This window comes from Ruegeria sp. BI11, assembly GCF_056538005.1.
This window is the reverse complement of sequence record NZ_JBQFSM010000014.1, coordinates 60,485-85,306: the sequence shown is the minus strand read 5'-3', so window position 1 is coordinate 85,306 and position 24,822 is coordinate 60,485. Positions and strand designations below refer to the sequence as shown.

The following is a 24,822-nucleotide window of genomic DNA, read 5'->3' as shown; positions in this document are numbered from 1 at the left end:
CAGCTACCGGGTACATTTGGCGCGCCTAATTAGCCCGAACCGGTCGGCGGCTTGAAAATGTGCCGAAGCACCAGGAAGTTCACCGCAAAGGTAATCACAGCGGCCGCGCCGAGCCGAAGGAAATCGGCAAAGGCACCTTCGCCGGGCAAGGTGTTTAGGACCACAATCAATACAAACCTCAGACCCAGAGCTCCGGTCGCACTCACATATGTCAGAGCCAGCCGTTTCAAAGAAATGGAAAAGTGTTCACGCCGAAACACCCAAGCCTCGAACAGAACGTAATTGAAGGCAACTGCGACCAGGAAACCCGTTACCCCACCCAGAACAAGAGAGGTGCCCAATCCCACGCGCAACGTCATTGCTATCGACAAATCGACCGCAAGACCCGCAACAACAACAACGGTATAGCGCAACCCCTTGCCAAGCTGAGAGCGCTGGCTGGTGTCATACGCCCCTCGTTTCATCCGAACAGATGCCTGCCGTCAGCATCTCTCCAGGCATCATTCATCAATCCGATCACCTCAAAGAGGTCATAAACATTGTCGATCTTTGCTCCCATTATCGAATACAGACCCGGCACGTCGGTATGTCGATGAAGTACAATCGGTCTTCCATCGTCACGCTCGTTCTTTGGCAATACAGTTTTCACTTCGAACAGTGATTTCGCAAAGCGAAGCTTTGACAACGCCGGGACGTAGCGCTGTGAATCAAGCATCATGTGCCTCCAGCGCGTTTCTTTTGGCAGTTTCTGCGCAGTTGCATATGCGGGTAACCCGTTCGGCTCGTCCACCCAACTGAAATGGGGCGTGTAACGAACATGAGTGAGGGAATACAAACCCTCGGAAGGGTAAGGCATCGTGGAAAAGAAAGGGCCGTCCATGACAGTGACCGCAAGGCCGTGAAGCTCATCCGGTGGTTCGACCAAGGCGATTTCAGTGAGCTCATGTTTAAGCTTCAAAAGCTCCAGCCCGCTGTTCAAGAGTATCCCATTGATATTGGAATACGTCACATTGAGCACGGTGCCTGCGCTAACAGACGAACCGCCTGAAAGTTCAAGCGTCAGTTTCCCCGGGGCTTGTACGACACGCTCTGCCGTGCATTGAAGGCGTAGATCGATCTTGCTCCGCTCCAATTTCTGACTGAGCAGGTCGCGCAACTTCTTCCAGTCGAAGGCAAATTCCTTGCATTGAAATACTTCCTCGATCAGGTCCGGGTTAAACAACGCCGTGTGCCCACGCGCAGCAGGTGCAATGGGCGCGTTGAGGGACTGAAACATCCGAAGAAAACGGTTGGCTGAGACCTTGGAACGGCGGCGTGCAATCGCATAGAGCATGTCGAAATCATCGAGGATGGCCGCCTCGAAATCTTTCACGAACTGGCTTTGCAATGAACGTGAACGCATGGCTGTGACAAAGCTGCGCGGATAGTGAAATCCGGTATGTACACGAGCCTGATTGATGCGCGACGCGCGCAGCATCAGCGCCTCTTCGCTTTCAAGCACAACGATCTTATCGGCGACAGTCTTCAGGTATAGGGCCAGACAGCATCCGAAAAACCCACCGCCTATAATCGCGATATCGTATTCAGGCGTTGTCATTGGCCTGACCGCGCCGTTTTTCCGGGTTTTCCGTGCGTGGCGCGTACTGGCCTGCCAGAACCTTCAACGCCACAACCACGATTTCAACAAGAGGCCGGATGCCGTGGATCTTTGTCGGCGTTTTGCCCTTTTTAGGGTATGTTCTGCGCGTTGGAATTTCACAGACCCGGTAACCCAATTGGCTGGCGCGCGCCGTGAGGTAAGCAAGCAGTTCATACTTCATGAACACATCGCGAAAAGGCTGCGTGCCAGCATCCAGGAGGAATGCGCGCGAATAGGCCCGAAACCCCTGTGTCGTGTCGGTGAACCAGTGCCGCGCCGCCAGGCTCTGCAGCGGAGCATGCACAAGCCGTATCCCAAGCGTGCGCATCAAGGGCGTGTTGATACCGGCGCCGCCCGCAATGAACCGCGAGGCCTGAGCATAACCGAAACCGTCTTCGAGGGCTGATATGAATTTGGGAATGGCCGCAATTTCGTCTTTGCCATTGCCATCGATGGTGACGATGCCCTGATAGTTCTCCAGCAGTGACCAGGCATAAGCGCAACGAAGCTGCGCGGATAGTTTTCCGGGCCCGGTTTTGGTCAACAACGCCCGTACACCCACGTCACGCAGGAATTCGAGCGCCAGCGAACCATCGCTTGACCCCCCATCCACGATGACGACATCGGCCATATCACAACAGCCTGACGCTTTCATTTCAGACAGTTGTTTGCGTATGCGCTCACCTTCATTGATGACTGGAATAACAATCACCCACGGCTTTCGGCGCTCTGCCAAAACATCGGTGCGAAAATCCGGAACGCTCCACCCCCGCGTTTTGAATGCCTCGATCATCCCGTCACTCATTTAGGCGGTGTCCTGTCCGGTGCTCGACATTGAAATCACTGGCCTGATCGAAATAGGTGATGTTTGCGATCTCATCAGTGATGGTCCACTTCTCACGGCCGTTCATTGTTTCGTAGATTTCAGCCAACCCCAGAGACAGGATTGCAAGACCGAGGGCAATGAAAGCGACCGCGCCTGCCTGTACAAAATTTGTCGAGAACCAGCCTTCCTGCAATGTCTCCAGAAAAATCAAAGCCCCCACAACGTAAATGCCATATGCAATTGCGCCCACCAGGACACACATGGAAAGCGCGGCAAACCCCTTCAGAAAACGCGGTGCCGAACTGGCGACCAATTCGGTTGCCAGAGCGAAACGTTCGGAAAATCTGGCAGAGTGGAAATGGCCGCGTGTCGTGTCGCAAATCTCTCGCTGATAATTGCGCCCCGCCGCCTTTGGCTCGAAGCGCAAATCAAGCGTGGCCGTCGGCCGTGCGAGTATGTTTTCCAACCGCGCACGCGGCAATGCGACCGTCTTCATGTCGTGGCTGTTGACCTTATAGCTCGACATGGCCGCAAGCGTGAGATGGAACAGCGGCAACGCCGTGCGCCTGCGCGCCGACCTGCCCATGATTATCTCGTCCTGCTTGTACGCCTTTGATGCCAGGTCACAAAGGTCGAGATAATCCAGATCTTCGAACGACGAAACAACGACAACATCACCAATTGCCTCGGACGCGCATACGACACGCCGTCGATACGAACCGACCGCATTGTTGACGATGATGATGCGCAGGTTCTTGATTGCCGAGATCTGGCTGCCAAGGGCGTCGACGCTGTGGCGCATACGCTCACCGACGACATAAACGATCTCCCAGTATTGCAGCTGTGACTGCATCCTGGTCGCCAGTTCGACAATCTTTGAGAATTCTTCAGCCACGCCCCCTTCTTGAACCAGACAGAACGATGCCAGAAAATCACTGCGTTGCGGGGTTTCTGTCATGCGACTGATGCCTTCGCCTGTGCCAACGCGCCCGCCGCCGCCGCAAGAGACGACGCAATCGTTTGCATTCTCAAACTTTCAACGCGGCGCATCTCAATCGAGAACCAGCCCTGGTATCCTTGTCGCATAAGTTTGGCTGAAATCTCAGTCAGCAACGTCGCATCTTCCGGCGCAGGGGCCAATCTGGGTTCGCTGATGTGGGCATGTGAAATACAGGACGCCTTAACATGTGTCCGATCAAGAAAGTCACGGATCTCACCATTCATTTGCAGAGCGCCAAGATCCAAATTTATCGTAATCGCCGGATGATCTACCAATGCGGTAAATGCGGTAACCTCGTTCAATGTATTAAGGAAATTAGTGCCATATTCCGCAGGGTTGGGCTCCATCGCAATTTTCGCACCCGACGCCGCCGCTGCATCCCCCAATCTGCGAAATATTTCAATCGCTTCTGCCACAGCTGCCTCACGATCCATCTCATCCGGAATGGCACGCGCATTGGGCGATCCCATAACCAGGTTGCCAACCCCCAAAACATCGGCCAGACCAATTGCACGTTTGATGCCTCGGACAAAATTCTCTCTTTCCGACGGCGTGCCGAACAATTGTGCGTTTTCCACGCCAAAAAGCAGCGCCTGCATTGAGATAAGCTCGACATTATGCGCAGCCAACTGATCCCTGAAAAGGCGAATTGCACCCGCGGTCGGCTTAAACGGATCGGCCTCACCCGGAAACGCAAGCCCCGGGGCCACTTCAAGTCCGGTGGCGGACATGTCTTCCATGAGCGGCAAAACTTCAGTCAGTTCTTCCGGGAGCCAGGCAATATTCGAGATCCCGAGCTTCATTGTGCCGACTCCTGCAGGAAAAAAGCTCTGAGGTCCTTCAACACGCTCTCTTTGTCATAAAGATATGGTCCTTTGCCTCCGAACACCGCAGAGTGTTCTGTTCTGACATCTTCTGTGACGCGTGCAGGACCATCGTTCTCGTAAGAATAACCTATCAGGTCCTGGTGAATTTCCCGGGCGCTCATGGATTCGGAACAAATGTTGAGGGATTGGATACCCTGCTCCAGACATACCTCGATGTCGTCTGCCAGACGTTCTACATTGTAAAACTGATATCGGCTGTCTGAGTTGGTGAAATCCCGGGCGGCAATTCCCACCCGCTCAAAAGCTGCCTCGAGCTCGCTCAGCAAAGGGGTAGCTGCGATTTCGGATCGCCGCAGCCGCCACATGCCAACCTCGTCGTCAAACACATAGGCCTCGGCTATTGCCGACAGTTCGGACGGTTTTAATACCTGTCGGAGGCTTTCGAATTTATCCGCTTTCAGAAAGGACGGCGCCGGATTGAGCAGGTCAAAAATGAAGTTCTTTTTCAACCCCCGGCCGAACAAGGCCGGCAAGCGGATTATGCGGACATCGGGAAATGCCCCGAGCAAGCCAACCTCAAGATTGCGCCGATTTCGGCCATACGCCTTGTCGGTCTCATACCGAGCTGAGCTTTCCGTGTAGCCAGCGGCAACATCATCGAAAACGGCAACTGTTGAAATCAAGATGACAGTTTTTGGCTTTGCCCTCGTAATGTTCTCAATCAGGAAATTTAGATTAGCGGCATCTCTGGCTGGATCGTTATTTGCCATCCACATCGTAGCAGGGGCGCCCGCGCAGATGAGGGCATCAAATTCTTGGTCAGCGATTGTTCGAATATCAGAAGAATTATAGCAGTGTGAGAAACTGCACTGAGACAGGAGGTTTCCCCCTACAAAACCCGTATGGCCTACCAGGCCAAGGCGATCGGCTGCTCGCAATCCTTTCATCCTGGCACTATTCCACAACTAGTAACATTAACGCATCAAAAAGCTCGTAAATAGGCGTCGGGCAGCAATGCACCCGTAAAGAAACGTTCCACAGAAACACACCACAGTGTTATCATAGGGTGTGATAAAACCTAATGAAAACCTTTACCGCTGGCGGTCTCTTTTTCTGGCCTGCCAGATTTTCTTTTTCTCGCCAGGCATGTTTGGTGCATTGCACGCAGCCAATCTGGACAGCGACGCATTGGCATCCGAAAGCACGGTCGGCAGCGTGGACGTCGACACCGAAATTGTGCTGGCCATAAACGCCTCATGGAGTGTCGATTTAAATGAGCTGTGGTTACAGCGAAACGGCTTTTCGGATGCGTTGAAGTCAGCAGATGTTGAAGACGCAATTCACTCAGGCCCATTTGGCAGAATAGCAGTCACCTATTTTGAATGGGCCGGGCCGGGCAGTCATCGGGAAATCATCCCCTGGATTGAGGCAACAGATGCTGATGATCTTGAGGCTGCAATCGAAAGTCTCGATGACGCTCCACTTTCATCGGGGCAGGGTGCTTCGCTGTCTGCCGCAATATTGAATTCTCTAAGTTTGTTGGAAAGCAATCGGTACCACGGACAGAGGAAAGTGATCGCGCTCGTCGGTGCGGTTGAAAACAAAGACGATCCAGATCTGGAAAAGGCACGTAATGCTGCCTTGCAAAAAGGCGTTGAAATTGTCGCTATGCCACTGATGATACGATCCCCTTGGGCGGGCACGAACCTCGACGCGTATTACGAAGAGAATGTCATTGTCGGCAAAAATTCCTTTCTGGTCCCCGTAACAGACGCCTTCGAACTCGAAGCCGCAGCCAAAGAATTGCTAACATCCAGTATTCGCGAAGTGCAGTAGGCACGTGACAACGGCAGAAACGGGCCAAAAATCAACCAGGCCTGCCCCAGCCAGTACGGCCTGCTCGAAGATGTAATGATGCGCTGATTTGGTTTTAAAATCTTTTTACAAAAATAGGTTAAAGCCCATTATACTCATATGCTTTAAATTTTGCACAGCACCATAAGGGACAGTTTTTCTATCACTTATATCCGATAAGTATCCCTTATCAGGATTAATTGATTTTCCCGCGGAAACAGCGCGGATTAGCTGCCATACTACGAACACATCGACATTGCCGAAAACCCGGCAACAGATCTACTGGGGGAGCTTGCCAGATAAACTTCGCAGCGATTGTCAGACTTATTATTCCAACAATCCATCCAGATAGGCCCCGTATTCGTTCTTGGCGAACATTTCCGCCCGCTGGCGCAACTGCTCGTCACTGATCCACCCCAGCTGCCAGGCGATCTCTTCCGGGCACCCCGTCTGCAATCCCTGCCGTTCTTCCAGCGTGCGCACGAAATTGCCTGCATCCAGCAGGCTGGCATGGGTGCCGGTATCCAGCCAGGCATAGCCCCGCCCCATGGTTTCCACCCTAAGTTGGCCTTTTTCCAGATACATCTGCAACAGGTCGGTGATTTCCAGTTCACCGCGCGAGGATGGTTTGACCTGTCTGGCCCGCTCTGGCGCCGAGCTGTCCAGAAAATACAGGCCTGTCACTGCATAGTTCGAAGGCGGAACGGATGGCTTTTCGATGATTTCACGCGCACGACCATCGGCATCAAAGGCGACCACGCCATAACGCTGGGGATCGGCCACGTGATAGCCGAACACCGTGCCGCCCTCGGCATGCTGATCCGCCGCAGCCAGCAGCTTAGGCAAACCGTGGCCAAAAAAGATGTTGTCCCCAAGAACCAGCGCCGAAGGCGCACCGGCCAGAAACTCTTCGGCAAGGATAAAGGCCTGCGCCAATCCATCAGGACTGGGCTGCACCACATAGGTCAGGTTGACCCCCCATTGGCTGCCATCCCCCAGCGTGCGCTTGAACTGATCCTGGTCCTGCGGCGTGGTGATCACGCAGATGTCCCGAATACCGGCCAGCATCAGCACCGACAGCGGGTAATAGATCATTGGCTTGTCATAGAGCGGCAGCAGCTGTTTCGACACGGCCATCGTGATCGGATAAAGCCGGGTGCCCGATCCTCCCGCAAGTATGATGCCTTTACGTGTACTCATGACGCGTTTTCCAAAGCCCTCAGAATATCACTTAAACCCCGCCGCCAATCAGGACGTGTAATGCCAAAAGTTGTTTCCAGTGAGGAACAATCAAGGCGGGAATTCAATGGCCGTCTCGCGGGGGTGGGATATTCGCTGGACGGAATGTCCGTTACATCACAATCAGTCTCTAATTCGGAAAAAATCGCACGGGCAAACTCGGCCCAACTGACATCCGGTGTGCCCGCAAAGTGGTAGATACCCGTTTTACCCGCATCCTTGATCAGTTGCTGCGCCATGGACAGACAAGCCGCCGCGATGTCCCGCGCCGGGGTCGGGCCGCCGATCTGATCGGCCACGATGGACAGCTGATCTCGTTCGACCCCCAGCCGCTGCATCGTCTTGACGAAGTTGTTTCCATGGGCCGAAACCACCCATGAGGTGCGTAAGATTCCATAGGTGCCCCACGCTGCAGCAATCCCCTGCTCCCCTGCCAGTTTTGAGCGCCCATACGCCCCCAGCGGTCTGGTCGGATCTGAGGGCTTCCAGGGAACATCACCTGACCCATCAAACACGTAATCCGTCGAAATAGAGACTAAAGGGATGCCCAATGCAGCACATTCCTGCGCCATCGCAGCGGGTGCCGCCGCGTTGATAACAGTTGCAAGCGCCTCTTCTTCCTCGGCCCGGTCAACGGCCGTAAAGGCCGCCGCATTGATCACCGCCTGTGGCGCTGCAGAACGAATGGCCGCCGCACAGGAGGCAGGCTGTTCCAAGTTCGCACCGGAACGGCCCAGGCATGTCACACCTGCATGCGCTGCCAGTTCCCGTGCCACCTGCCCGGTACGGCCAAAGACAAGGATGCTCATGCCTTCACACCCAGTCGCTTGCCAACGCCGTCACGGTTTTGCAGCGCGCGCCACCAGCTTTCATTGTCTAGGTACCACTGAGCGGTGCGCTCCAGCCCCTCTTCGACGCTGACAGAGGGCCGCCAGCCCAACTCCTGTCGGATACGGGTCGGGTCGATAGCGTAACGTGCATCATGACCGGGACGATCAGCAACAAAGGTAATCAGGTCGCTGTAAGGCGTAGCCGCAGGGCGCAAACGATCCAGAATACCGCACAGCATCTGCACCAATTGCAAGTTGGAGCATTCGTTTTCACCGCCGATGTTATAGCTGCGCCCGATCCGGCCTTTCTGAACCACCAGCAGCAGCGCCTCAGCATGGTCTTCCACATACAACCAGTCTCTAACATTGGACCCATCGCCATAAACGGGCAGCGGCTTGCCCGCCAGAGCGTTTAGAATGATGACCGGGATCAGCTTTTCGGGGAAATGATACGGCCCATAATTGTTCGAGCAATTTGTCAGCACCACCGGCAGACCGTATGTTTCGCACCAAGCGCGCACCAGATGATCGCTGGCGGCCTTGCTGGCCGAATAGGGCGAGCGCGGATCATAAGGCGTCTCTTCGGTAAACTGCCCGGTTGGCCCCAGCGAGCCATAGACCTCATCGGTTGAGATGTGGTGGAACCTGAAACTGTCCGGCCTCCCCTGCCCGTCCCAGTACGTTCTGGCTGCTTCCAGCAGATTGTAAGTACCGGTCACGTTGGTTTCGATAAAAGCACCGGGTCCGTCAATCGAGCGATCCACATGGCTTTCTGCCGCCAGATGCATGATGGCGTCCGGGGCATATTCGACTAGCGCCCGATCCATGGCAGTCCGATCCCGAATATCAGCCTCTAAAAAGGTGTAGTTCGGGTCATTTGCTACTTGGGCTACATTGTCGAGACACGCCGCATAGGTCAGTGCATCCAGATTGACCACCTGATGTCCGTCCGCAATTGCTCGCCGCACCACGGCCGAACCGATAAAGCCGGCGCCACCTGTCACCAACAACTTCATGGCTTGCCCTCCCAGATAAAGGGGCTGTCGAACTCGGTCAGTGCGGGCGCTACCGCGTCCTTGGCGGACAGGACCGGATTGCCCGTCAGCCCCCAATCTATGCCGCAACTGTCCCAGCGCACCGCCCCGTCGCATTCAGGCGCGTAATAATCGGTGCATTTGTAGCAAATCTCGGTATCCGGCACCCGCGTGACGAAACCGTGCAAGAACCCCTTGGGCACCAACAGCTGTTTTCCATTCTCTGCCGTCAGATCGACGCCCAGCCACTGCCCGTATGTGGGTGAGCCCTTGCGGATATCGACAACCACATCGAACAGCGCCCCCTGCCCGCAGCGCACAAGCTTGTCCTGCGCATGGGGTGGAGACTGGAAATGCAGACCGCGAAGCGTACCGAGACTGGCAGATACCGAATGATTGTCCTGCACGAAATCCAAGGCGATCCCGTGATCGTCCAACGTTCTCCGGTTCCAGGTCTCGGAAAAGAACCCGCGCGCATCGCCAAACCGTTTTGGCGTCAGGATCAAAACACCGGGTAAGGCGGTTTCTTCAATCTGCATGTACTCGAAACCCATTTCCACACAACGTTTTCATAGCAATTGAACACATGGCTGTCATGAATGTAATCCCAATGAAACAGGTAGTTGCACCCGTGTAAGAGACAGCGAGAAAACCGGAAAATTGTTGACTCGACCTCTCCCATCCGAACTATCGAGCCATTCAATTGATGATTTCAGCGCAGGCGGCATCTTGTTGGTCAGTAATATTCCCGAAATCACAATCAACCCGCCGGGAAGGAATATTCGCAAATTTCTCAACAATCGGGGGAATACTTTAACAATGTTCTCAATCGATCGATACTTTTCGTCCAAAACAACCAAGGTTGCGGCATTCAGTTCTGCGCAGATATCTGGAACCGGGATATTCGTGCACATTACCAGCGGTTGGCCGCACCCGGCCTATGCAAGACCTGAACTTTGATTGGTATCCTGAATTGACGCTGATGTGCCCGGAGACCGCCCGATGAACCATTCCACTACCGCGCCGGGCCGCAATGAACTGGCAGTGCTGGCGCTCATCCTTTTTCTGGCAACAGTGCTGAGGATCGCCGGCCTGAACGCGCCGCTGTGGTACGATGAGATCTGGACCGTCGACACGCATGTTCGCCTTCCCTGGGGCGAAATGATGCGTGAATACTCGATGAACCATCACTATTTTTTCAGCATGAAGGCCAAGCTGTTCTCTCAGTTTTTTGGAGACGAAGCCTGGGCCTATCGCTTTCCGGCCGTATTGTTCGGCGTTGGTGTCGTCGGAACGACCTGGTGGCTGGCAAGAGGGATTGCTGGTACCGCGGCCGCGCATGTGTCCGGCCTGCTCGTGGCCCTGTCTTACCATCAGGTCTGGTTTTCGCAGAATGCCCGCGGCTATACCGAACTGGCGTTCTGGAGCGCACTTGGCCTCATTTTCTTTTTGCGGGGTGTGCAACGCCCGTCCATGGGTATCTGGGTTGCCTTCGGCTTGACCGCCGCCGCAGCCGTTTTCACCCATCTGACCGGCGCATTTTTCTTTGTCGCTCTGGGGTTCGTCTGGTTGCTGTCCCTGGCAACCGGGTTTGGAAGACCTGACCTGACACGTGCCTGGGTGCTGCAACCGCTGATCGGCGTCGCGATTGCGCTGGTTTTGGTGCTTTTGGCATATCTGCCGATTTTCCCAAGCATCGCAGACACTATGGGCGAAATCTCAGCCACATCTGCGGTCGATCCGATGCAGGAATATCAAAACCCGCTTTGGACCGTGGTGGAAGGTTTGCGAACAGCAATCGGAAACACCGGGCCACTGACTTTGATTGTTGTCATTGGCGGACTGGTGGCCCTCATGTTTGGCGCGATTAGGGCGCATGCCACGCAGCCGTTGTTTTTTCCGTCCGTCGTCATGCACATCGCCGTGACGATTGGCATTCTCATGTCCTTTGAGATGCGGATTTGGCCAAGGTTCTTTTTTGTCGATATCGGCCTTGTCATCATTCTGACCGTTGTCGGCTGTTTGTATGGTGCCGATGTTGTTGCACGGATGGTCGGGCGACCCGGCCTTAGGGCGGGACTTTTCGCTGCAGGCACCGTGGCGATGATCATCCTTTCGGTGCTTCTCGTGCAGCGAAACTACGTTGCGCCGAAACAGGACCTTGCCGGGGCTTATGCTCTTGTCGAGGACATACGGGACCCAGCAGAGCGGGTCTATGCCATCAATCCCGGCGGCCCGATCTTCAAGATCCATTTCAACGCGGATTGGACAACCATCGGCGACCCTGAGGGGTATTCCAATGCAATGGCCCAACCGGGGCCTGTGACACTGGTCGTTCTGTTCCCGAACCGTATGTTCCGCGCCATTCCGGAACTGGAACGTGATGCGCAAGGACAATTGGAGTTCGTGCGTAAATTCGCCGGCACGCTAGGAGACGGCGAGGTTCTTATCTACCGGCGCAAGTAAGCGGAAGCGGCTTTGTTTCGCGCGCGAAACACTACTTCCCCCAGGCTTTCAGCCAATCTCGCAGTTCCAGAAGGAACGCTTCGGAAACACCTTGGCCTGACAGCGTGAGCTGCGCGCCGTTTCGACTCTGTTTCAGGTGGATGTCCCCGATTTTTTCCACCTCCGGCGCCGCAGATTTCGGCTTTTTGTGTGCCTGCGGTTCCAGATTATGCACGGCACGCGTCAGGATCTGCCCCTCATCATCTGGTGTACTGACTGGGGTATCCGCTAAGGCTCGGATGAGTTTTGAACTGGCTTTAGGATTCTCTTTCAACGCTCCGGCAATTGACAACCCCAACCGCTCGGGGATGGCCGAGGCAAAGCGCAAATGATCATCCAGCGCGTGATAGATTGTGACGAAGGACCCGATCTTTGACCGCTTGGCCCGGCTGGCCGAAGCGAACAGACCACGCAGGGCGGCAGCCTCATCTGGGTAAACCCCCTGCTCTACCGCACGCGCCACGATCCGGGCGCGTTCGTAATAGCTCAGCCCGACGCGGATCTCGTTTTCTTCGACCATGGCCACATAGGCATCGGATGCGCTCTGTGGTTGTCTGAGGAACGCCCGGACGGTTGCAATTCGTGCCTCACCTGTTTCCGCCGCCAGCGCCCGCAATGCGGTCATGCGCCGCCAGCCGGAAATCAAGCCATACCGCCCGGCGTCCAGTTCCACGACCTCAATGGGTGTTTGTTGACCGCGCGCCTTCAGGCTTTCCTTCAATGCTTCCATTTCCGTATCATCCGCAGCCATCCGATCGCGCACCAAATACGTCTCTTCGATGGCATCCAAGGGCAGATCCTGCACCAGACGACCTTCGGCACGGGCAGCGCGCAATTCGCCAGACAGCTCTTCCAGCGCGGCCTGAGCAGCCGTGGCACCCGCCACCTGTGCAACCGGGGGCGCGGATCGTGGCGTCTCCGTGGGGAACATGGTTTTCACCCCAGGGGCAGAGGGAGCATCCGCCAGATAATCCGGCCGGGCAGGGGTCAGTCGTTTGCGTTTTGCCATCACTTTCTCCTTTTCCGGCGCAGTTCAGATGTGTTTCGCGCGCGAAACATGTCCCTCACAGCGTCAGTTCCGGCGTTCCCGCCTCTTCGTTCTGTTGGGCCAGTTCTTCGCCCCGCCAAACCCCGATCAGCAGTTTCTTGAACGAGGCATAGGTGGCATCAAAGGTTTCCCGTCCGCGCACATAGGTCTCGCGGTTGAAATCGCGGTAATCGGCCTCGTAGATGCCATTGACCTGTTCCCCGGCCTGCCCGATCAACGCCGTGTAGCCCTGCCAGTGCGGCGACAGAGTGCGACCCAGATAGGCCTGCATCAACCCGGCCAGCTCCGCCTGTTGGCTGCCGTCATAGCGGGTGATGACCGTGCGCACCGCATCCCACTGAAAGGCCATCTCGGGGCGTCCCAGCGCGCGGGCGGCCATGTTCTCACCCTCTTCGATCGACTGGAAGGTGGAATGCAGCATGTCAAAGAACCGCCCGGTGGAATCGAATTCCAGGAACGACGCGCCCATGGGTACCAGCAGGATGTCGGACGCAGCCAGCCCGTTGATCGTCAGATAGCCAAGGGCAGGGGGGGTATCGATGAAGATGATATCATACTCATCCAGCACGCCATCTTCCTCTAACATGTCGGTCAGCGCATCCCACAGCTTCCAGCTGCGGCCCTGCATACGCCAGACCGGGATCTGGAACTCGGCCCAGTAGAGGTTCAGCTGGGCGCCGATCAGATTGATATTGGGCCAATGAGTGGGCTGGATCAAATCAGCACTGCGCACCTTCAATGCGTCCGAGAGTGTATCGTCGATCGGATGCGGGGCTTCACCTCGGTCAAGCCGCCCCTGATTGTCTCGGCGCAGATGGGTGGCATAGTGACGGGCGAGCAGAGGAAAGACGGTCTGCCATTCATCCGTTACCTTGCCGCCGAAGATCGAGGTCATCGACCCCTGACTGTCCAAATCAATGACAAGAACCTTGTAGCCGTCCAGAGCCGCCGACATGGCCAGATGGGCGCAAGTCGAGGTTTTGCCGACGCCACCTTTGAAGTTTGCCACCGACACGATTTTGGCCGGCAGTCCCTTAGGGCGGTAGGGGCGGTACTCTTTGGCTTTTGACCCTTCCGAGGCGAAATGTAAACGCAGGCGTAGGACTTCATCCAACGTGAACCACTTGGCCCCGCCTTCGGTTTCCGACTGCCCTTGTGGCAGATCCGGGTTGCCCTTCAGGACCCGGCGGAAATGAGCAGGCGCCACGGGGATTAAATATTTGGTAATCTCCCAGGTAGAAAACAGCCGCAGTTTTTTCTGGCCGTCCTCTTCCAATCCCCGGTTTGCCAGATCGGCCCGACCCCGGGCACAGGCATCCGCGATGTCCGAGAAATCATGTGTACCGGTGGGATCTCCAAGCTCTGCATAAGCCAGATCCGGATCGATATTGAAATACGGAGGGGTTCCCTCTGGAGTGCCTGCTCGCATTGAAAAGCTGCCTGTATGCTATGTTTTCCTCAATATACCATAAAAGGTGGCATATGGAAGTATTTTGAGCACAAAACCGAATTTTCTAAGCAAAAATAACAGATAAAGGCTGTCTGAGAGGTGGATTTGAGGCGGTTTGCAAAAATTTATTCTGTTAGAATCCTGTTATCTTTTTAGTTACGGGCCCTATCTTCTTTATCTAACTACAAGAAAAAAAAGAGATTTTCATCATTTTTAATATCCATACTGAATCTGATCCCACGATAGAGTGACTCTGAACCCACGTTGAACTGACTCTGAACCCACGATCCGGCGGCTTTACGCCTCCTGTGGATAACTTTACGGTGAGCGTCAATAAAACCACGAACGAAGATTCGGGCAGGAACATATGGGCAGGCTGATATGAGCGGGGCAGGGGCGCTGTTGCCCGACCGCCATCCGACAGGTGATTTTTTTGTATGCGATATCTTCGATGCGCTACCAAAGACCGATATGGGGTCGATGGAGCATCCGATGTTTTCGCTCTCGACCCGGCCGGACCGGCGGATTCTGAACTACGAACATAACGGGGTCGGGATCACGGTGACGCCCTCGGTGCGGGGTCTGGCGACGATCCATGACAAGGACATTCTGATCTTTTGCATCAGCCAGCTGATGGCGGCGATCAATGCGGGCCGGACCGTCAGTCAGGTGCTGCATTTGACTGCGCATGATCTGATGGTGGCCACCAATCGCGAGACCAGTGGCGACGGCTACAAGCGTCTGCGCGAAGCGTTCGAGCGGCTGGCAGGCACCCGGATTACCACCAACATCGTCACCGGCGAGAAAGAGACCACAACCGGCTTTGGCCTGATCGAAAGCTGGGAGATCGTCCGGCGCACCCGGGCGGGCCGGATGGTCAGCGTCAGTGTGAAACTGTCAGACTGGTTGTTTCGTGCGGTACTGGCGAAATCCGTTCTGACCCTCAGCCGCGATTATTTTCGCCTGCGCAAACCGCTGGAACGGCGGATCTATGAGCTGGCGCGCAAACATTGCGGGCGGCAACCTGAATGGCGAATCTCGGTCGAGGTGCTGCTGAAGAAATCGGGTTCGGCCTCACCCCGGCGGGTGTTCCGAAAAATGATCCGCGACATGATCGCTGCCGATCATCTGCCCGATTATGAGATGACCGAAGAGCCGGGCGACTTGATCCGGTTCTCGCGCCGCGGTCAGGTGGTCGAGGGGCCGGACAAGCCGATCCTGCCGTCAGGCGCACTGGAAGAGGCCAGGGCGATGGCACCAGGCCAGGATGTCTATGCGCTGGAGGCGGACTGGCTGGCCTATTGGGCCGCGTCGGGCCGCCCGAAGATCAGAAATCCGCACAAGGCATTTCTGGGATATGTGGCCAAGAGGGTCGCCGGGCGGGATTAGATGGTTCAGCCGGAATAGGCGGGATCTTGTTTCCGGGTGCGAAGTTTAAACGAGCGGATGGCGAAGATCGCGATGATGGCCACCAGAATGAACATCCAGCCAACCAGCATATAGGCCCCGAATGCCATCAGGATGGAAGCACCGGAGTACAAAGCGATACCCCCGGCGCACAGGCCGACAAGGATAGCCAATCCGATAATCCCCATCATGTTTTCCGGCCCTCCGGCTTTGGTCTTGGTGCGAGCGCAACCCAAAGTAGGCGATGGTTTATGCCACGGGCAGGCGCCCATAATGATTCCGCGACGAAATCATGGCAAAACTGTGAACCACCTTGGGTTAAAATTTGATTATTTTACCTGACGGGGCTTTGCCCCACTACTCGTTCGACACTGCGTATTTTTGAGGCACAAATATGCCTAGACCAATTATTCCTTAAATCTGATGCAGCGGCAATGTTTTGTAAGGGGGGTTCCCAAAATTGTGCAAAGGTTCGCTTGTTGGCCACAGCACCGCTGGCCTGGGCGTAGGCGTGCCAGTCAAACCATGGCGTCAAGTCTGTTTGACCTGCGAAAGGATGAATACGCCGATCACTACAAACCCGATTCCAGCGATTTTTTGCAGGCTCAGAGATTCCGAAAACAGGATATGGCCGATAATGGCTATGCCCACCATCGCAAGCCCGGTAACGGTCGGGTAGGCAATGCTTAGCTCGACACCCCGGATGGCGACAAGATAACCGCCCAAAAGCAATACGCAGCCTATCAACCCTGCCCAGGCCCAGGGTGCCGTCAGCAATGCGCGGATGTCGAACGATCCGGAAAGCCCAAGCACGGCCAGTTTGAGCGCTACGTTTGCAAAAACATTTGCGCAAACGGCAAGCAACAGTGCAGACCAGTAGATTGACATGGTTTCTCCTTGCGGTCTCAGGCTTGGTAAGGGCGCTGGAAGAGAACGAGTTCGTGACGATACCAGAGCATGTCGATGTCCTGCCTGTCCTGTACGATAAGCCCTTCCTCGGCGCCCCAGGTCAAAATATCGTCCAGATCCACGTAATGAATCCATTCCCGGGCGACGATCAGGTCGTGAAAGCGATTGAGTGTGGCGCGCCAGATCGGCCGCCGGGCCATATCCTTGTACAAAAACCACTTACCCGGTGACACATGCGCAGCGGCCTGGGCAAAAACTGCACGCTGTGCGGTCGGGGGGACGTGGTGCATGACGTCAATCATGGAAATCAGGTCGAATTCCCCTTCCGGCCATGGTTCTGTTGCATCCAGATGCTGAAAGCTGATGTCATGGCTGTCCGGTAATTGTTCCGTCATGGTCTCAGCTGTGGCAATCGCCGCAGCACTGCTGTCAAACCCAAGCCCACCCGCAACTTTTCCGGTAGCGGCCAGCGTTCCCAGAAAAAACCCCGCACCGCAACCGACATCCAGAACCTTGATATTGGCAGGAACCTGATCGAGCAGCACATGGTAGGGACAGATCAGGGGGCGCCAGTGTTGCAGCTTGCGCATTACCAATGGGCCGTCACGATAGATCTGCCGGGCGATATCCGCGATTTGCGCCGTTTGATAGGTGGTCATTTCCAGGCGTCTCCGTCAAAAAGTCAGATATTTGGCGGTCAGAGTAATCAACACGAAGGCACCTCCGACCATGAGGCTTATTCTGTCACGGAGCGCGAACAGCACCGGATCGTCGGTGATCCTGCCGCGCCGGGCACCGACCCAGATGCGATTTCCCCAGTAAAGCAGCATCAGGCACAGAAGCCACAGGATTTCGGGCGTCCTGTAAAACCCTTTCACCTCGGGGCTGTTGATGTAGAGCGCCAGAATGACAACTGCCGCGGTGATATTGGCAACACCCAGGCTGAACATGGTCTCACTGTCGGCATGAGAATAATCGCGGCCATGCACATTGGTGTCATGTTCCGGGGCGGCGGCCACCTCAATATATCTCTTAAGATAGCCAAGGCTGACAAATATGAACATCGAAAACGCCAGAAGCCACGAGGACAGAACGATACCTGTGGCGGCGGCACCCGCGATGACGCGCAAGGTATAAAGCGATGCCAGTACCATGACGTCTGCCGTTGCGATCTGCTTTAGCCAGAAAGAATAGCTCATGGTGATGATAAGGTAAGCGATCAGCACGACTGTAAAATCAGTCGGCAGGAAGATCAGTGAAATAGCAAAAGCGACAGCGGGCAGGGTAATGGCCCCAGCAACGCCAGCATGCAGGGACAGGTCGCCTGCAGGCAGTGGGCGGTACCGCTTGCTTGTGTGCTGGCGGTCAGCTGGCAAATCCACGAGGTCATTCAGGAAATACACACCAGACGCACAGAGGCAGAAGCAAGCAAAGGCCAGAAAAGCCACCAGAATTACTGAAAAATGCAAAAAACCCTGAGAGGTGAAGAGCGGCACAAAGATCAGTGCATTCTTGGCGTATTGATGTGGCCGCATCGATCTGAGAAAGGCCCGCCACAGCGGTGGGCGCGAATTGATGATCTTCTCGACCGTCCTCGAGGCCTGCGCAGCGGCCACCTCGGATGCCGGGGCATTGACGAATATGCCCGATCCGGCAGCCGCCCAGATCGGTCCGTCGGCTGTACTGTCCCCGGCATATGTAAACGTGTCGCCACCGGCAGCATCGCGCATGGCTGCCAGTTTGTTGGTCCCTTTCAGGTTCCGGTTGGTATCGGTTGCCAGAACGGAATCGAATATGCCCAGATGCGCTGCAACCTTGTCGGCATATATGCGATGCGAAGCGGTTGCGAGAACAAGGTGCCTACCGTGCTCTTTCTCCTGCTTCAGATATGCAAGAAGCGGGGTTTCGTATGGGAGCGTCTCAGCCCTGAGAGCTACCTCCTGGGCAATGCGTTCCTTGGCGTAGGGAATACCTTTGAACAGCCACAAGATAATGGGAAAGATATTAAGCGGGTTGCTTTTCAGGAACTGAAGGATGGCCTCGACAAATAGATCAGTTCTGACCAGTGTTCCGTCCAGATCAACAAAAATTTTTTCCGGCTTGTCACTCATTACTGAAATTCTACTTCTGACGATTACATCATTGAAAGTAAGTAATTTTATTAACCTTGTTTCTGTTCCAAAAATGCCGGATGCGTTACGCAGATCTGTTGTGTTCAGAGCTTGACGAGCCTGCCGCCCGCCACCGTAATCCCTGCTTTTTCAAAGACATTGCGCGTGTCAAAGATCAATGCGGCCTCACGCGCGACCAGATCGTAATCCGGAGCGCTGTGATCGGTGATGACGGCCGCTGCCGCATAAGGCTTCAAATTCTCGGCCGTCAGCGGCACAGAGGTTCGACCTGCAAGCTGTGGGTATTCGCCGCCTTCCGGCAGGCACGGGAAATACGGGTCGTGATAATCCACCTCGGCCCCCAGCTTCTCCAGCTCGTCCAGCAGCACCAGAGCCGGGCTGCGGCGGGTGTCTTCGACATCGCGCTTATAGGCGATGCCCATCAGTAGAATCTTCTGTCCAGTCAGCGGCTGCCCGGTTTCCGCCAGCGCCGAGCCGTTACGAGCCGTCAGTTCCGCCGCCATCCGCGCGGCCAGCATCTGTGGGACGGCGTCATTGCTAGAGCGTGCCAGGTTGATGATCGGCGTATCCGAGCCAGCATCCGCCGCACGCCAGGACAGATAGGCGGGGGATACCGGAATGCAGGCCCCGCCAATGCCGGGGCCAGGATAGAAGGGCATGAAGCCAAAGGGTTTGGTGGCCGCGGCCTCGATCACTTCCCAGACGTCCACATCCATCGCCTCAAGCGCAGTTTTCAACTCGTTGACCAAGGCGATATTGACGGTGCGAAAGCTATTTTCGACCAGTTTCACCGCTTCGGCTGTGGCGGCCGAGCTGACCGGCACGGCGCTGGTGACGATGGCGCGATAAAAATCTTCGACCAGTTGCCGCGACAGCGGGTCGTCGGCACCCACCACTTTTGGAATGCTGTGCGTGTCGAATTTGTCATTGCCGGGATCTTCGCGCTCGGGCGAGAAGGCCAGAAAGAAATCGCTGCCCGCACGCAGACCGCCGGCCTCAAGAATGGGCTGGACCAGAGTTGTCGTGGCCCCGGGCCAGACACTGCTTTCCAGTACCACCAACTGACCGGGGCGCAGATGCTGCGCGATGGTTTGGGCTGCGGCAGCAACAAAGCGCATGTCCGGGTCCTGCGCATCGGTCAGCGGGGTTGGCACGCAGATCAGCACGATATCGGCCTCGACCAGTGCGGCAGGGTCCTGCGTGGCGCGAAAACGCCCACTGTCCACAGCCTGCGCGATCCGGTCGGATGCCAGATACGAGATGACCTGATCGCCCTGATTGATCCGCGCCACCCGATCGGGGTTTAAGTCAACACCGGTCGTGTCGAACCCCTCATCATAGGCGGTCAGCGCCAGTGGCAGGCCGACATAGCCTAGCCCCACTACAGCGATCCGCGCGTCGCGCGCCGCGATAAGCTGTCTGAGGGACTGATGGTGCGAGGTCTCGTAGTTCATAATTTACCCTGATCTTACAAAGTCAGACTGAAATCAATTCACGGTATGGCTGTCGAAAATTCTAACCCCTTCCACGGATAGGGGGGAAGGGGTGCGAATCCAATATATTTGTCAGCCTGGTTCCAGACTGCACTACCGTGTTTCCGAAGGAAGCTCAATTTTGGTCATGAGGTGGTATTGTTGAGAGTTTTTCAAAAAATAGATCAACGGGAGAATTTAATTATTTTGGGCGTAATGCCCGCCGAAATGACTGCTCAGCCAGTTCCGCACCTTTGTCCCAACTGAAACTTAAGGCCTGCGCCAGCGCCTTTTGTGACAGGGCGTTTTGTAACCCGGGTTCGGTCAGCAGGCGGATGGCCTGATCCGCCAACGCCTGGCTGGACTGAGGGTCGAAATACAGCCCGCCACCGCCCACCACTTCGGGCAGGCTGCCGCGATCCGAGGACAGGACAGGGGTGCCGCATGACATTGCCTCAAGCGCGGGCAGGCCGAATCCCTCCCACAGCGAGGGGAAAACCAGCGCATCGGCCGCATTGAGCAGGGCGGCGAGTTCCGGGTCGCCAATCTCGCCGGTGAACAGGATGCTTTCGGATCGGGCGGCGTCGGCAGCGGCGCTGGCCTTGAGGTCCTCAACGTTGTCCCAGAACCGCGCGCCGGTCGTGCGCCCGACGATGGCCAGGCGCGCATCCGGTACCTGTGCCAGGATCCGAGGCATGGCTTCGATCAGGCGCAGGACATTCTTGTGCCGGTTAAACCCGCCCAGATAGACCAGAAGCGGTGCGTCAGGAGAGATATCGTAAGCCTGTCTGGCCTGTATTAGAGCCTGTTTATCGTGAATGGGTCGAAAGACGTCCTCGGCCCCTTCGGTGATCGAGTCGATCCGCGCGCGGGGGATGCGCAGGATACGCGTCAGATCGTTCGCCGAGGCGTCTGAGATCGTCATCACCCGCGTAGCCTGCATCTTGGCCAGCCAGCATTTCGCCTGCCACAGCCGGAAATTCAGACGTTTGGGAAAGATCAGATCGGGGAAGCGTTCCGGGATCGTATCGTGATAACACACCACCGTTGGGCGTCGCGCGGGCAGGGGGAAATACGAATAAACCGCCGGGTAAAAGAAGACATCACAGTCAATGCGCCGGGCTGCCTTGGCCATCGTCAGCAGATCGGCCCCGCCCCGGGCCTTCGCCCCCGAAGAGGCTTCGGACATCGAAAATTCGGACCCTGCAACAAGGGTTTCGACCCCATTCGGTACGGGTTGTGTGGGTTCCTGATCGAACAATAATGTATAGCGAAAGCCGGTATCGCGGGCGGCCAGCGCGGCGATCAGATTGCGGGTGAACCGGCCAAAGCCGCGCTCGTTCTCCCAAGGCGTTGCGTCAACGGCAATATGGATCAAATGTCTTCACCCCTGAAATGATTGGGTAATCTTAAATACAGCGGGATTATTTTCCATAGCGGGCTTCAAGATAGGCGCGGGTGGCTGCCAGCCCGGCCTGCAGATCATAAGCGGGTGCGTAGCCCAGTCGGGTGCGGGCATGTTCGACTCGACAGTGCCCCTTGGTCGCAAATAGCTCAAGCATATAGCGGTCGGGGTGCATCTCACCCTGCGCAGGCAGTCGCCGTTTAATCGTATAAACCAGCTTTTCGAATCGCTCCCGCCCGATCCAAGTGCGCGCGGCGGCGCTGATCCGGGCGGCGAGCGGTGGGGTGTCGGGGACCTCTCCGGTCTCTTCCGGCGGCAGCCCGTCTTTCAGGGTATCCAGCGGGACGTGCCGTAGGCTGCCCCGCCCTATGATATCAGCATATCCGGCCAGCAAATCCGACCAGGCGAAAGGGGCGGCGCCCGATATGATGAACCGTTCTTGCCCCAGATCATCTAGCACTGCGGCGCGCAGCATGGCCTGAACCAGATCGTCGACAAACACCGCGTTGCACAGCCCCTCGGGGTCCGGCAGCACCACGCTGCCTGCGGCCATCCAGTCGGCCAGCCGGTCGGTCCAGAGCATGCTGCCCGGGCCATAAACCAGCGTCGGCTGAAGGATCGCAACCGGACAAATTCCCTGTATCAGAGCCTGCTCCATCGCCATTTTGGCCTGCCGGTACGGTGTGCCTCCGGCTTGGGATAACGGGCTATCCTCAGTCAGATCCTCCTGCGGCCAGCCATCATAGACGACGATGGAACTGACATGGATGATCCGCCCGACACCTGCGGCCTCGGTGGCCTGTCTGAGGGTGTCGAAGGTTGCAAGGTTTTCAGCTGCAGGTGCGCGCATGTCATAGGCCAGATGAAACAGTACGTCCTGATCGCGCAGCGCGGTTTCCATGTTAGCTCTGTCGCCAAGTGCACCGGTTACGACATGTGCCCCCATCGTCTCAAGCGCCCGCGCGCCATGGCGGCTGCGCAGCAGAACGGTGACCTTGGCACCGGTGTCCAGCAGAGCCGGCACAAGCCGTTTGCCGACAAAACCGGTCGCCCCAGTCACTAAGACGGACTTGCCCTTAAGGTGGTCCAATCCGGAGATGTTCACAACGTCATGCCCCTCTGCGATACCGCCTTGTCGGCAACTACGGCCTTTCAGAAACCTAGCGTGGAGGCAGCGCCTGTGCTACTCCGCTTATAAGTGAATTGTTGTTAAAGATGCCGGGTGTAACCCTGTTGCGCACCCGTGATTGTTAATGAGGAATTGAATGAAGATCGGTGTGATCGGGGCGGCCGGAAAGATCGGCCAAATGCGGGTTCAGAACATTCTTGAGTCTCCTGACGCTGAATTGGCGGCGGTTCTGGATTTGGAGTTTCATCGCGCTGTGGCTGTGGCGGATGGCGCGCCGGCCTTTACCGATCTCGACCGGTTCTTTGCCACACCGATGGATGCGGTGGTGATCTCGACCCCGGCGCATGTACGTGAACCGCTGTGCCTGCGCGCCTTTGACGAAAGGCTGCATGTGCTGACCGAAAAGCCACTGTCCCCGACGGTCGAAGGCGCAAGGCGGATCGTCGATGCCGCGAAAAAGGCGGGTAAGGCTTTGGGGGCCGGGTTCAACATGCGTTATTACCCGTCCTTCGCCCATGTGAAAGAGGTCGCATCCTCGGGCGAGATCGGAGAGATCGACCATGTCCGCGTCTATGGCGGCCATGACGGGTTGGGCCATTTCACCCATGACTGGGAGTATCAAGCCGAATTCTCAGGCGGCGGCGCCCTGTGGGATGTGGGCATTCACATGACCGACATGGCGCGCTTCATTCTGGGCGAGATTACCAGTGTTTACGGCGTGGCCACCAACACCGTTTGGAACGTGCCAGGGTCCGAGGACAACGCGGTGGCGATCTTCAAGAACCCCGACGGTATTCCCGCGATCTATCAGGCTTGCTGGAACGACTGGAAAGGCTATCAGAGCGTGATCGAGGTATGTGGGTCGCGCGGCATGGTGCGCGGAGCCTATGCGCCTATGCAGAACCTTGTCATCACCATGGACAAGCCGGGTGGCGCGCCCAAAAAGGTGCGCAAGTTCTACCCCGAAATCATGGTGCGCGAGAAACTGAAATCCTGGAAAACGACCGCGATCCTGTCCTTTGGTGACGAACTGGCCGACTTCATCCGTCTGACCCGTGGTGAAACCGGTCTGAACTGCGCCGACGGTCATGCGGGCCTGCGCGCAGTCGAAATCGCCGCCGCCGTGCCGGAAAGTACGCGCAGCGGTCAGCCGGTTGAACTGGACAATCTTGGGGACATGACAATCCAATGAGCAGCGATCCGACCCTTTCCATCGTTCTAACCATCGTGCAAGGCGGCAGCTATGTGCGGGATTTCCTTGAAGCAGTGCGCAGTTTTGACGACCCGCCGCCGCTGGATGTGATCATTCCCTATGACGCCAGCGTCGCGGATGTGGCGCAATACGCCGATGACTATCCCGAAGTGCGATTTCTGGACCTTGGCGTGATCGACCCCATTCGTCCGATCACCTCCGAGGCGGGCAAGCACGAGCTTTATGACCGCCGCCGTTCGGCCGGACTGGCAGCGGCCACGGGCGATATCATCGGTATTCTCGAAGATCGCGGCCTGCCGCAATCCGACTGGGCGCGCACCATCGTGCGGTTGTATGCAGAGACCGGCAAGAACGTAATCGGCGGCGCGATTGAATGCATGGAGCCGGTCAGCCCCTTGAACTGGGCCTTTTACGTCACCGATTTCGGTCGCTACGGGCGACCGTTTGAAACCGGTCCGGCGGATTGGGTGTCGGACGTGAACCTGACCTATAGCCGCAAGGCATTGGATGAGACGCAGCACCTGTGGAAAGACCGTTATCACGAGCCGATCGTGCACTGGCACTTGATCGAACAGGGTGAGGAGCTGTGGCTGTCGAACGAAGTGGTCGTACATCACCATCGCCCCAAGGCAACCTTCCGCGAATTGCTGCCTGAACGCTTCGACTGGGGCCGTCTGTTCGGTGAAATCCGGGTGCGCAATCAAAGCAACGCGAAGCGTCTGATGCTGATCCTGGCCGGCCCGCTGATCCCTCCGCTGCTCTGGGTGCGTCACTATAAGCTGCAGGCCAGCAAGGGTCGGGGGATGCGCTATCTCAAGGCGTTGCCCTATGTCATGCTGCTGTCGACGGCGTGGACCCTGGGCGAGGTCTGGGGCTATATCACCAAGCGCCCCTAACGCGGGG

24 protein-coding genes are annotated in these 24,822 nt (G+C 56.5%); 5 read left to right on the top strand and 19 right to left on the bottom strand.

What is annotated here, in order from left to right:
• Nucleotides 1-29: 29 nt before the first annotated feature.
• The 6 genes from ACR0DT_RS21810 to ACR0DT_RS21785 are packed head-to-tail and all read right to left on the bottom strand — an operon-like array spanning nucleotide 30 to nucleotide 5,230.
• Nucleotides 30-464 (bottom strand): GtrA family protein, encoded by a 435-nt coding sequence (locus ACR0DT_RS21810; RefSeq protein WP_480712785.1) that lies wholly within the window; start codon nucleotides 462-464, stop codon nucleotides 30-32.
• Entirely contained in the window at nucleotides 461-1,597 is a 1,137-nt protein-coding gene (locus ACR0DT_RS21805) for an FAD-dependent oxidoreductase (protein WP_480712784.1), read from the bottom strand. The genes ACR0DT_RS21810 and ACR0DT_RS21805 overlap by 4 nt, the downstream gene beginning before the upstream one ends.
• The gene (locus tag ACR0DT_RS21800; protein ID WP_480712783.1) at nucleotides 1,584-2,444 is read right to left on the bottom strand and encodes a glycosyltransferase family 2 protein; all 861 of its coding nucleotides are present in this window, start codon (nucleotides 2,442-2,444) and stop codon (nucleotides 1,584-1,586) included. Before ACR0DT_RS21800 ends, ACR0DT_RS21805 begins: the two co-directional genes overlap by 14 nt.
• The gene (locus tag ACR0DT_RS21795) at nucleotides 2,437-3,423 is read right to left on the bottom strand and encodes a hypothetical protein (RefSeq protein ID WP_480712782.1); all 987 of its coding nucleotides are present in this window, start codon (nucleotides 3,421-3,423) and stop codon (nucleotides 2,437-2,439) included. The genes ACR0DT_RS21800 and ACR0DT_RS21795 overlap by 8 nt, the downstream gene beginning before the upstream one ends.
• Entirely contained in the window at nucleotides 3,420-4,268 is an 849-nt protein-coding gene (locus ACR0DT_RS21790) for a sugar phosphate isomerase/epimerase family protein (RefSeq protein WP_480712781.1), read from the bottom strand. The genes ACR0DT_RS21795 and ACR0DT_RS21790 overlap by 4 nt, the downstream gene beginning before the upstream one ends.
• Nucleotides 4,265-5,230, bottom strand: a complete 966-nt coding sequence (locus tag ACR0DT_RS21785; RefSeq protein WP_480712780.1) for an NAD-dependent epimerase/dehydratase family protein — start codon at nucleotides 5,228-5,230, stop codon at nucleotides 4,265-4,267. Before ACR0DT_RS21785 ends, ACR0DT_RS21790 begins: the two co-directional genes overlap by 4 nt.
• A 208-nt stretch (nucleotides 5,231-5,438) precedes the next feature.
• Between ACR0DT_RS21785 and ACR0DT_RS21780 the strand changes: the two genes are divergently transcribed.
• Complete coding sequence (locus tag ACR0DT_RS21780; RefSeq protein ID WP_480712779.1) at nucleotides 5,439-6,128, top strand: DUF1194 domain-containing protein; 690 nt, start codon at nucleotides 5,439-5,441, stop codon at nucleotides 6,126-6,128.
• 345 nt (nucleotides 6,129-6,473) lie between these two features.
• Here ACR0DT_RS21780 and rfbA read toward each other — a convergent pair whose 3' ends face one another.
• From rfbA to rfbC, 4 genes are read right to left on the bottom strand one after another with little or no spacing between them, the layout of a single operon-like run.
• Nucleotides 6,474-7,346, bottom strand: coding sequence for a glucose-1-phosphate thymidylyltransferase RfbA (rfbA, locus tag ACR0DT_RS21775; protein WP_480712778.1), 873 nt, complete (start codon nucleotides 7,344-7,346; stop codon nucleotides 6,474-6,476).
• A complete protein-coding gene (gene rfbD, locus ACR0DT_RS21770) occupies nucleotides 7,343-8,194 on the bottom strand; it encodes a dTDP-4-dehydrorhamnose reductase (protein WP_480712777.1) in 852 nt (283 codons plus the stop codon). Before rfbD ends, rfbA begins: the two co-directional genes overlap by 4 nt.
• Complete coding sequence (gene rfbB, locus ACR0DT_RS21765) at nucleotides 8,191-9,231, bottom strand: dTDP-glucose 4,6-dehydratase (protein WP_480712776.1); 1,041 nt, start codon at nucleotides 9,229-9,231, stop codon at nucleotides 8,191-8,193. Before rfbB ends, rfbD begins: the two co-directional genes overlap by 4 nt.
• Complete coding sequence (gene rfbC / locus ACR0DT_RS21760) at nucleotides 9,228-9,788, bottom strand: dTDP-4-dehydrorhamnose 3,5-epimerase (RefSeq protein WP_480712775.1); 561 nt, start codon at nucleotides 9,786-9,788, stop codon at nucleotides 9,228-9,230. Before rfbC ends, rfbB begins: the two co-directional genes overlap by 4 nt.
• Nucleotides 9,789-10,251: 463 nt before the next feature.
• On the opposite strand from rfbC, the gene ACR0DT_RS21755 reads away from it, so the two are divergent.
• Nucleotides 10,252-11,715: a glycosyltransferase family 39 protein gene (locus ACR0DT_RS21755; RefSeq protein WP_480712774.1), complete on the top strand. Its 1,464-nt coding sequence runs from the start codon at nucleotides 10,252-10,254 to the stop codon at nucleotides 11,713-11,715.
• Nucleotides 11,716-11,746: 31 nt separating this feature from the next.
• On the opposite strand, the gene ACR0DT_RS21750 is transcribed toward ACR0DT_RS21755, so the two are convergent.
• Together ACR0DT_RS21750 and ACR0DT_RS21745 are read right to left on the bottom strand one after the other, a co-directional pair.
• Nucleotides 11,747-12,763, bottom strand: a complete 1,017-nt coding sequence (locus ACR0DT_RS21750) for a ParB/RepB/Spo0J family partition protein (protein ID WP_480712773.1) — start codon at nucleotides 12,761-12,763, stop codon at nucleotides 11,747-11,749.
• A gap of 55 nt (nucleotides 12,764-12,818) precedes the next feature.
• The gene (locus tag ACR0DT_RS21745) at nucleotides 12,819-14,231 is read right to left on the bottom strand and encodes an AAA family ATPase (protein ID WP_480712772.1); all 1,413 of its coding nucleotides are present in this window, start codon (nucleotides 14,229-14,231) and stop codon (nucleotides 12,819-12,821) included.
• Between the two features lie 402 nt (nucleotides 14,232-14,633).
• Here ACR0DT_RS21745 and ACR0DT_RS21740 point away from each other — a divergent pair, with 402 nt between their 5' ends.
• Nucleotides 14,634-15,641 carry a replication initiator protein A gene (locus ACR0DT_RS21740; RefSeq protein ID WP_480712771.1) on the top strand — a complete coding sequence of 336 codons (1,008 nt, stop codon included), beginning with the start codon at nucleotides 14,634-14,636 and terminating at the stop codon, nucleotides 15,639-15,641.
• Nucleotides 15,642-15,646: 5 nt separating this feature from the next.
• On the opposite strand, the gene ACR0DT_RS21735 is transcribed toward ACR0DT_RS21740, so the two are convergent.
• The 7 genes from ACR0DT_RS21735 to ACR0DT_RS21705 form a co-directional block, all read right to left on the bottom strand.
• Nucleotides 15,647-15,850, bottom strand: a complete 204-nt coding sequence (locus ACR0DT_RS21735; RefSeq protein WP_480712770.1) for a hypothetical protein — start codon at nucleotides 15,848-15,850, stop codon at nucleotides 15,647-15,649.
• Nucleotides 15,851-16,190: 340 nt separating this feature from the next.
• Entirely contained in the window at nucleotides 16,191-16,547 is a 357-nt protein-coding gene (locus ACR0DT_RS21730) for a DMT family transporter (RefSeq protein ID WP_480712769.1), read from the bottom strand.
• 17 nt (nucleotides 16,548-16,564) lie between these two features.
• On the bottom strand, nucleotides 16,565-17,227 hold the full coding sequence (locus tag ACR0DT_RS21725) for a class I SAM-dependent methyltransferase (protein ID WP_480712768.1): 663 nt from the start codon (nucleotides 17,225-17,227) through the stop codon (nucleotides 16,565-16,567).
• A 15-nt stretch (nucleotides 17,228-17,242) separates the two neighbouring features.
• Nucleotides 17,243-18,679: a UbiA family prenyltransferase gene (locus ACR0DT_RS21720; protein ID WP_480712767.1), complete on the bottom strand. Its 1,437-nt coding sequence runs from the start codon at nucleotides 18,677-18,679 to the stop codon at nucleotides 17,243-17,245.
• 104 nt (nucleotides 18,680-18,783) lie between these two features.
• Entirely contained in the window at nucleotides 18,784-20,154 is a 1,371-nt protein-coding gene (locus ACR0DT_RS21715) for a nucleotide sugar dehydrogenase (RefSeq protein WP_480712766.1), read from the bottom strand.
• A gap of 220 nt (nucleotides 20,155-20,374) precedes the next feature.
• Nucleotides 20,375-21,550: a glycosyltransferase family 4 protein gene (locus ACR0DT_RS21710; protein ID WP_480712765.1), complete on the bottom strand. Its 1,176-nt coding sequence runs from the start codon at nucleotides 21,548-21,550 to the stop codon at nucleotides 20,375-20,377.
• A gap of 46 nt (nucleotides 21,551-21,596) precedes the next feature.
• Nucleotides 21,597-22,682 (bottom strand): NAD-dependent epimerase/dehydratase family protein, encoded by a 1,086-nt coding sequence (locus ACR0DT_RS21705; protein WP_480712764.1) that lies wholly within the window; start codon nucleotides 22,680-22,682, stop codon nucleotides 21,597-21,599.
• 160 nt (nucleotides 22,683-22,842) lie between these two features.
• Here ACR0DT_RS21705 and ACR0DT_RS21700 point away from each other — a divergent pair, with 160 nt between their 5' ends.
• Entirely contained in the window at nucleotides 22,843-23,898 is a 1,056-nt protein-coding gene (locus ACR0DT_RS21700; protein WP_480712763.1) for a Gfo/Idh/MocA family protein, read from the top strand.
• Nucleotides 23,895-24,815, top strand: coding sequence for a glycosyltransferase family 2 protein (locus tag ACR0DT_RS21695; RefSeq protein ID WP_366549935.1), 921 nt, complete (start codon nucleotides 23,895-23,897; stop codon nucleotides 24,813-24,815). The genes ACR0DT_RS21700 and ACR0DT_RS21695 overlap by 4 nt, the downstream gene beginning before the upstream one ends.
• Nucleotides 24,816-24,822: the final 7 nt, after the last annotated feature.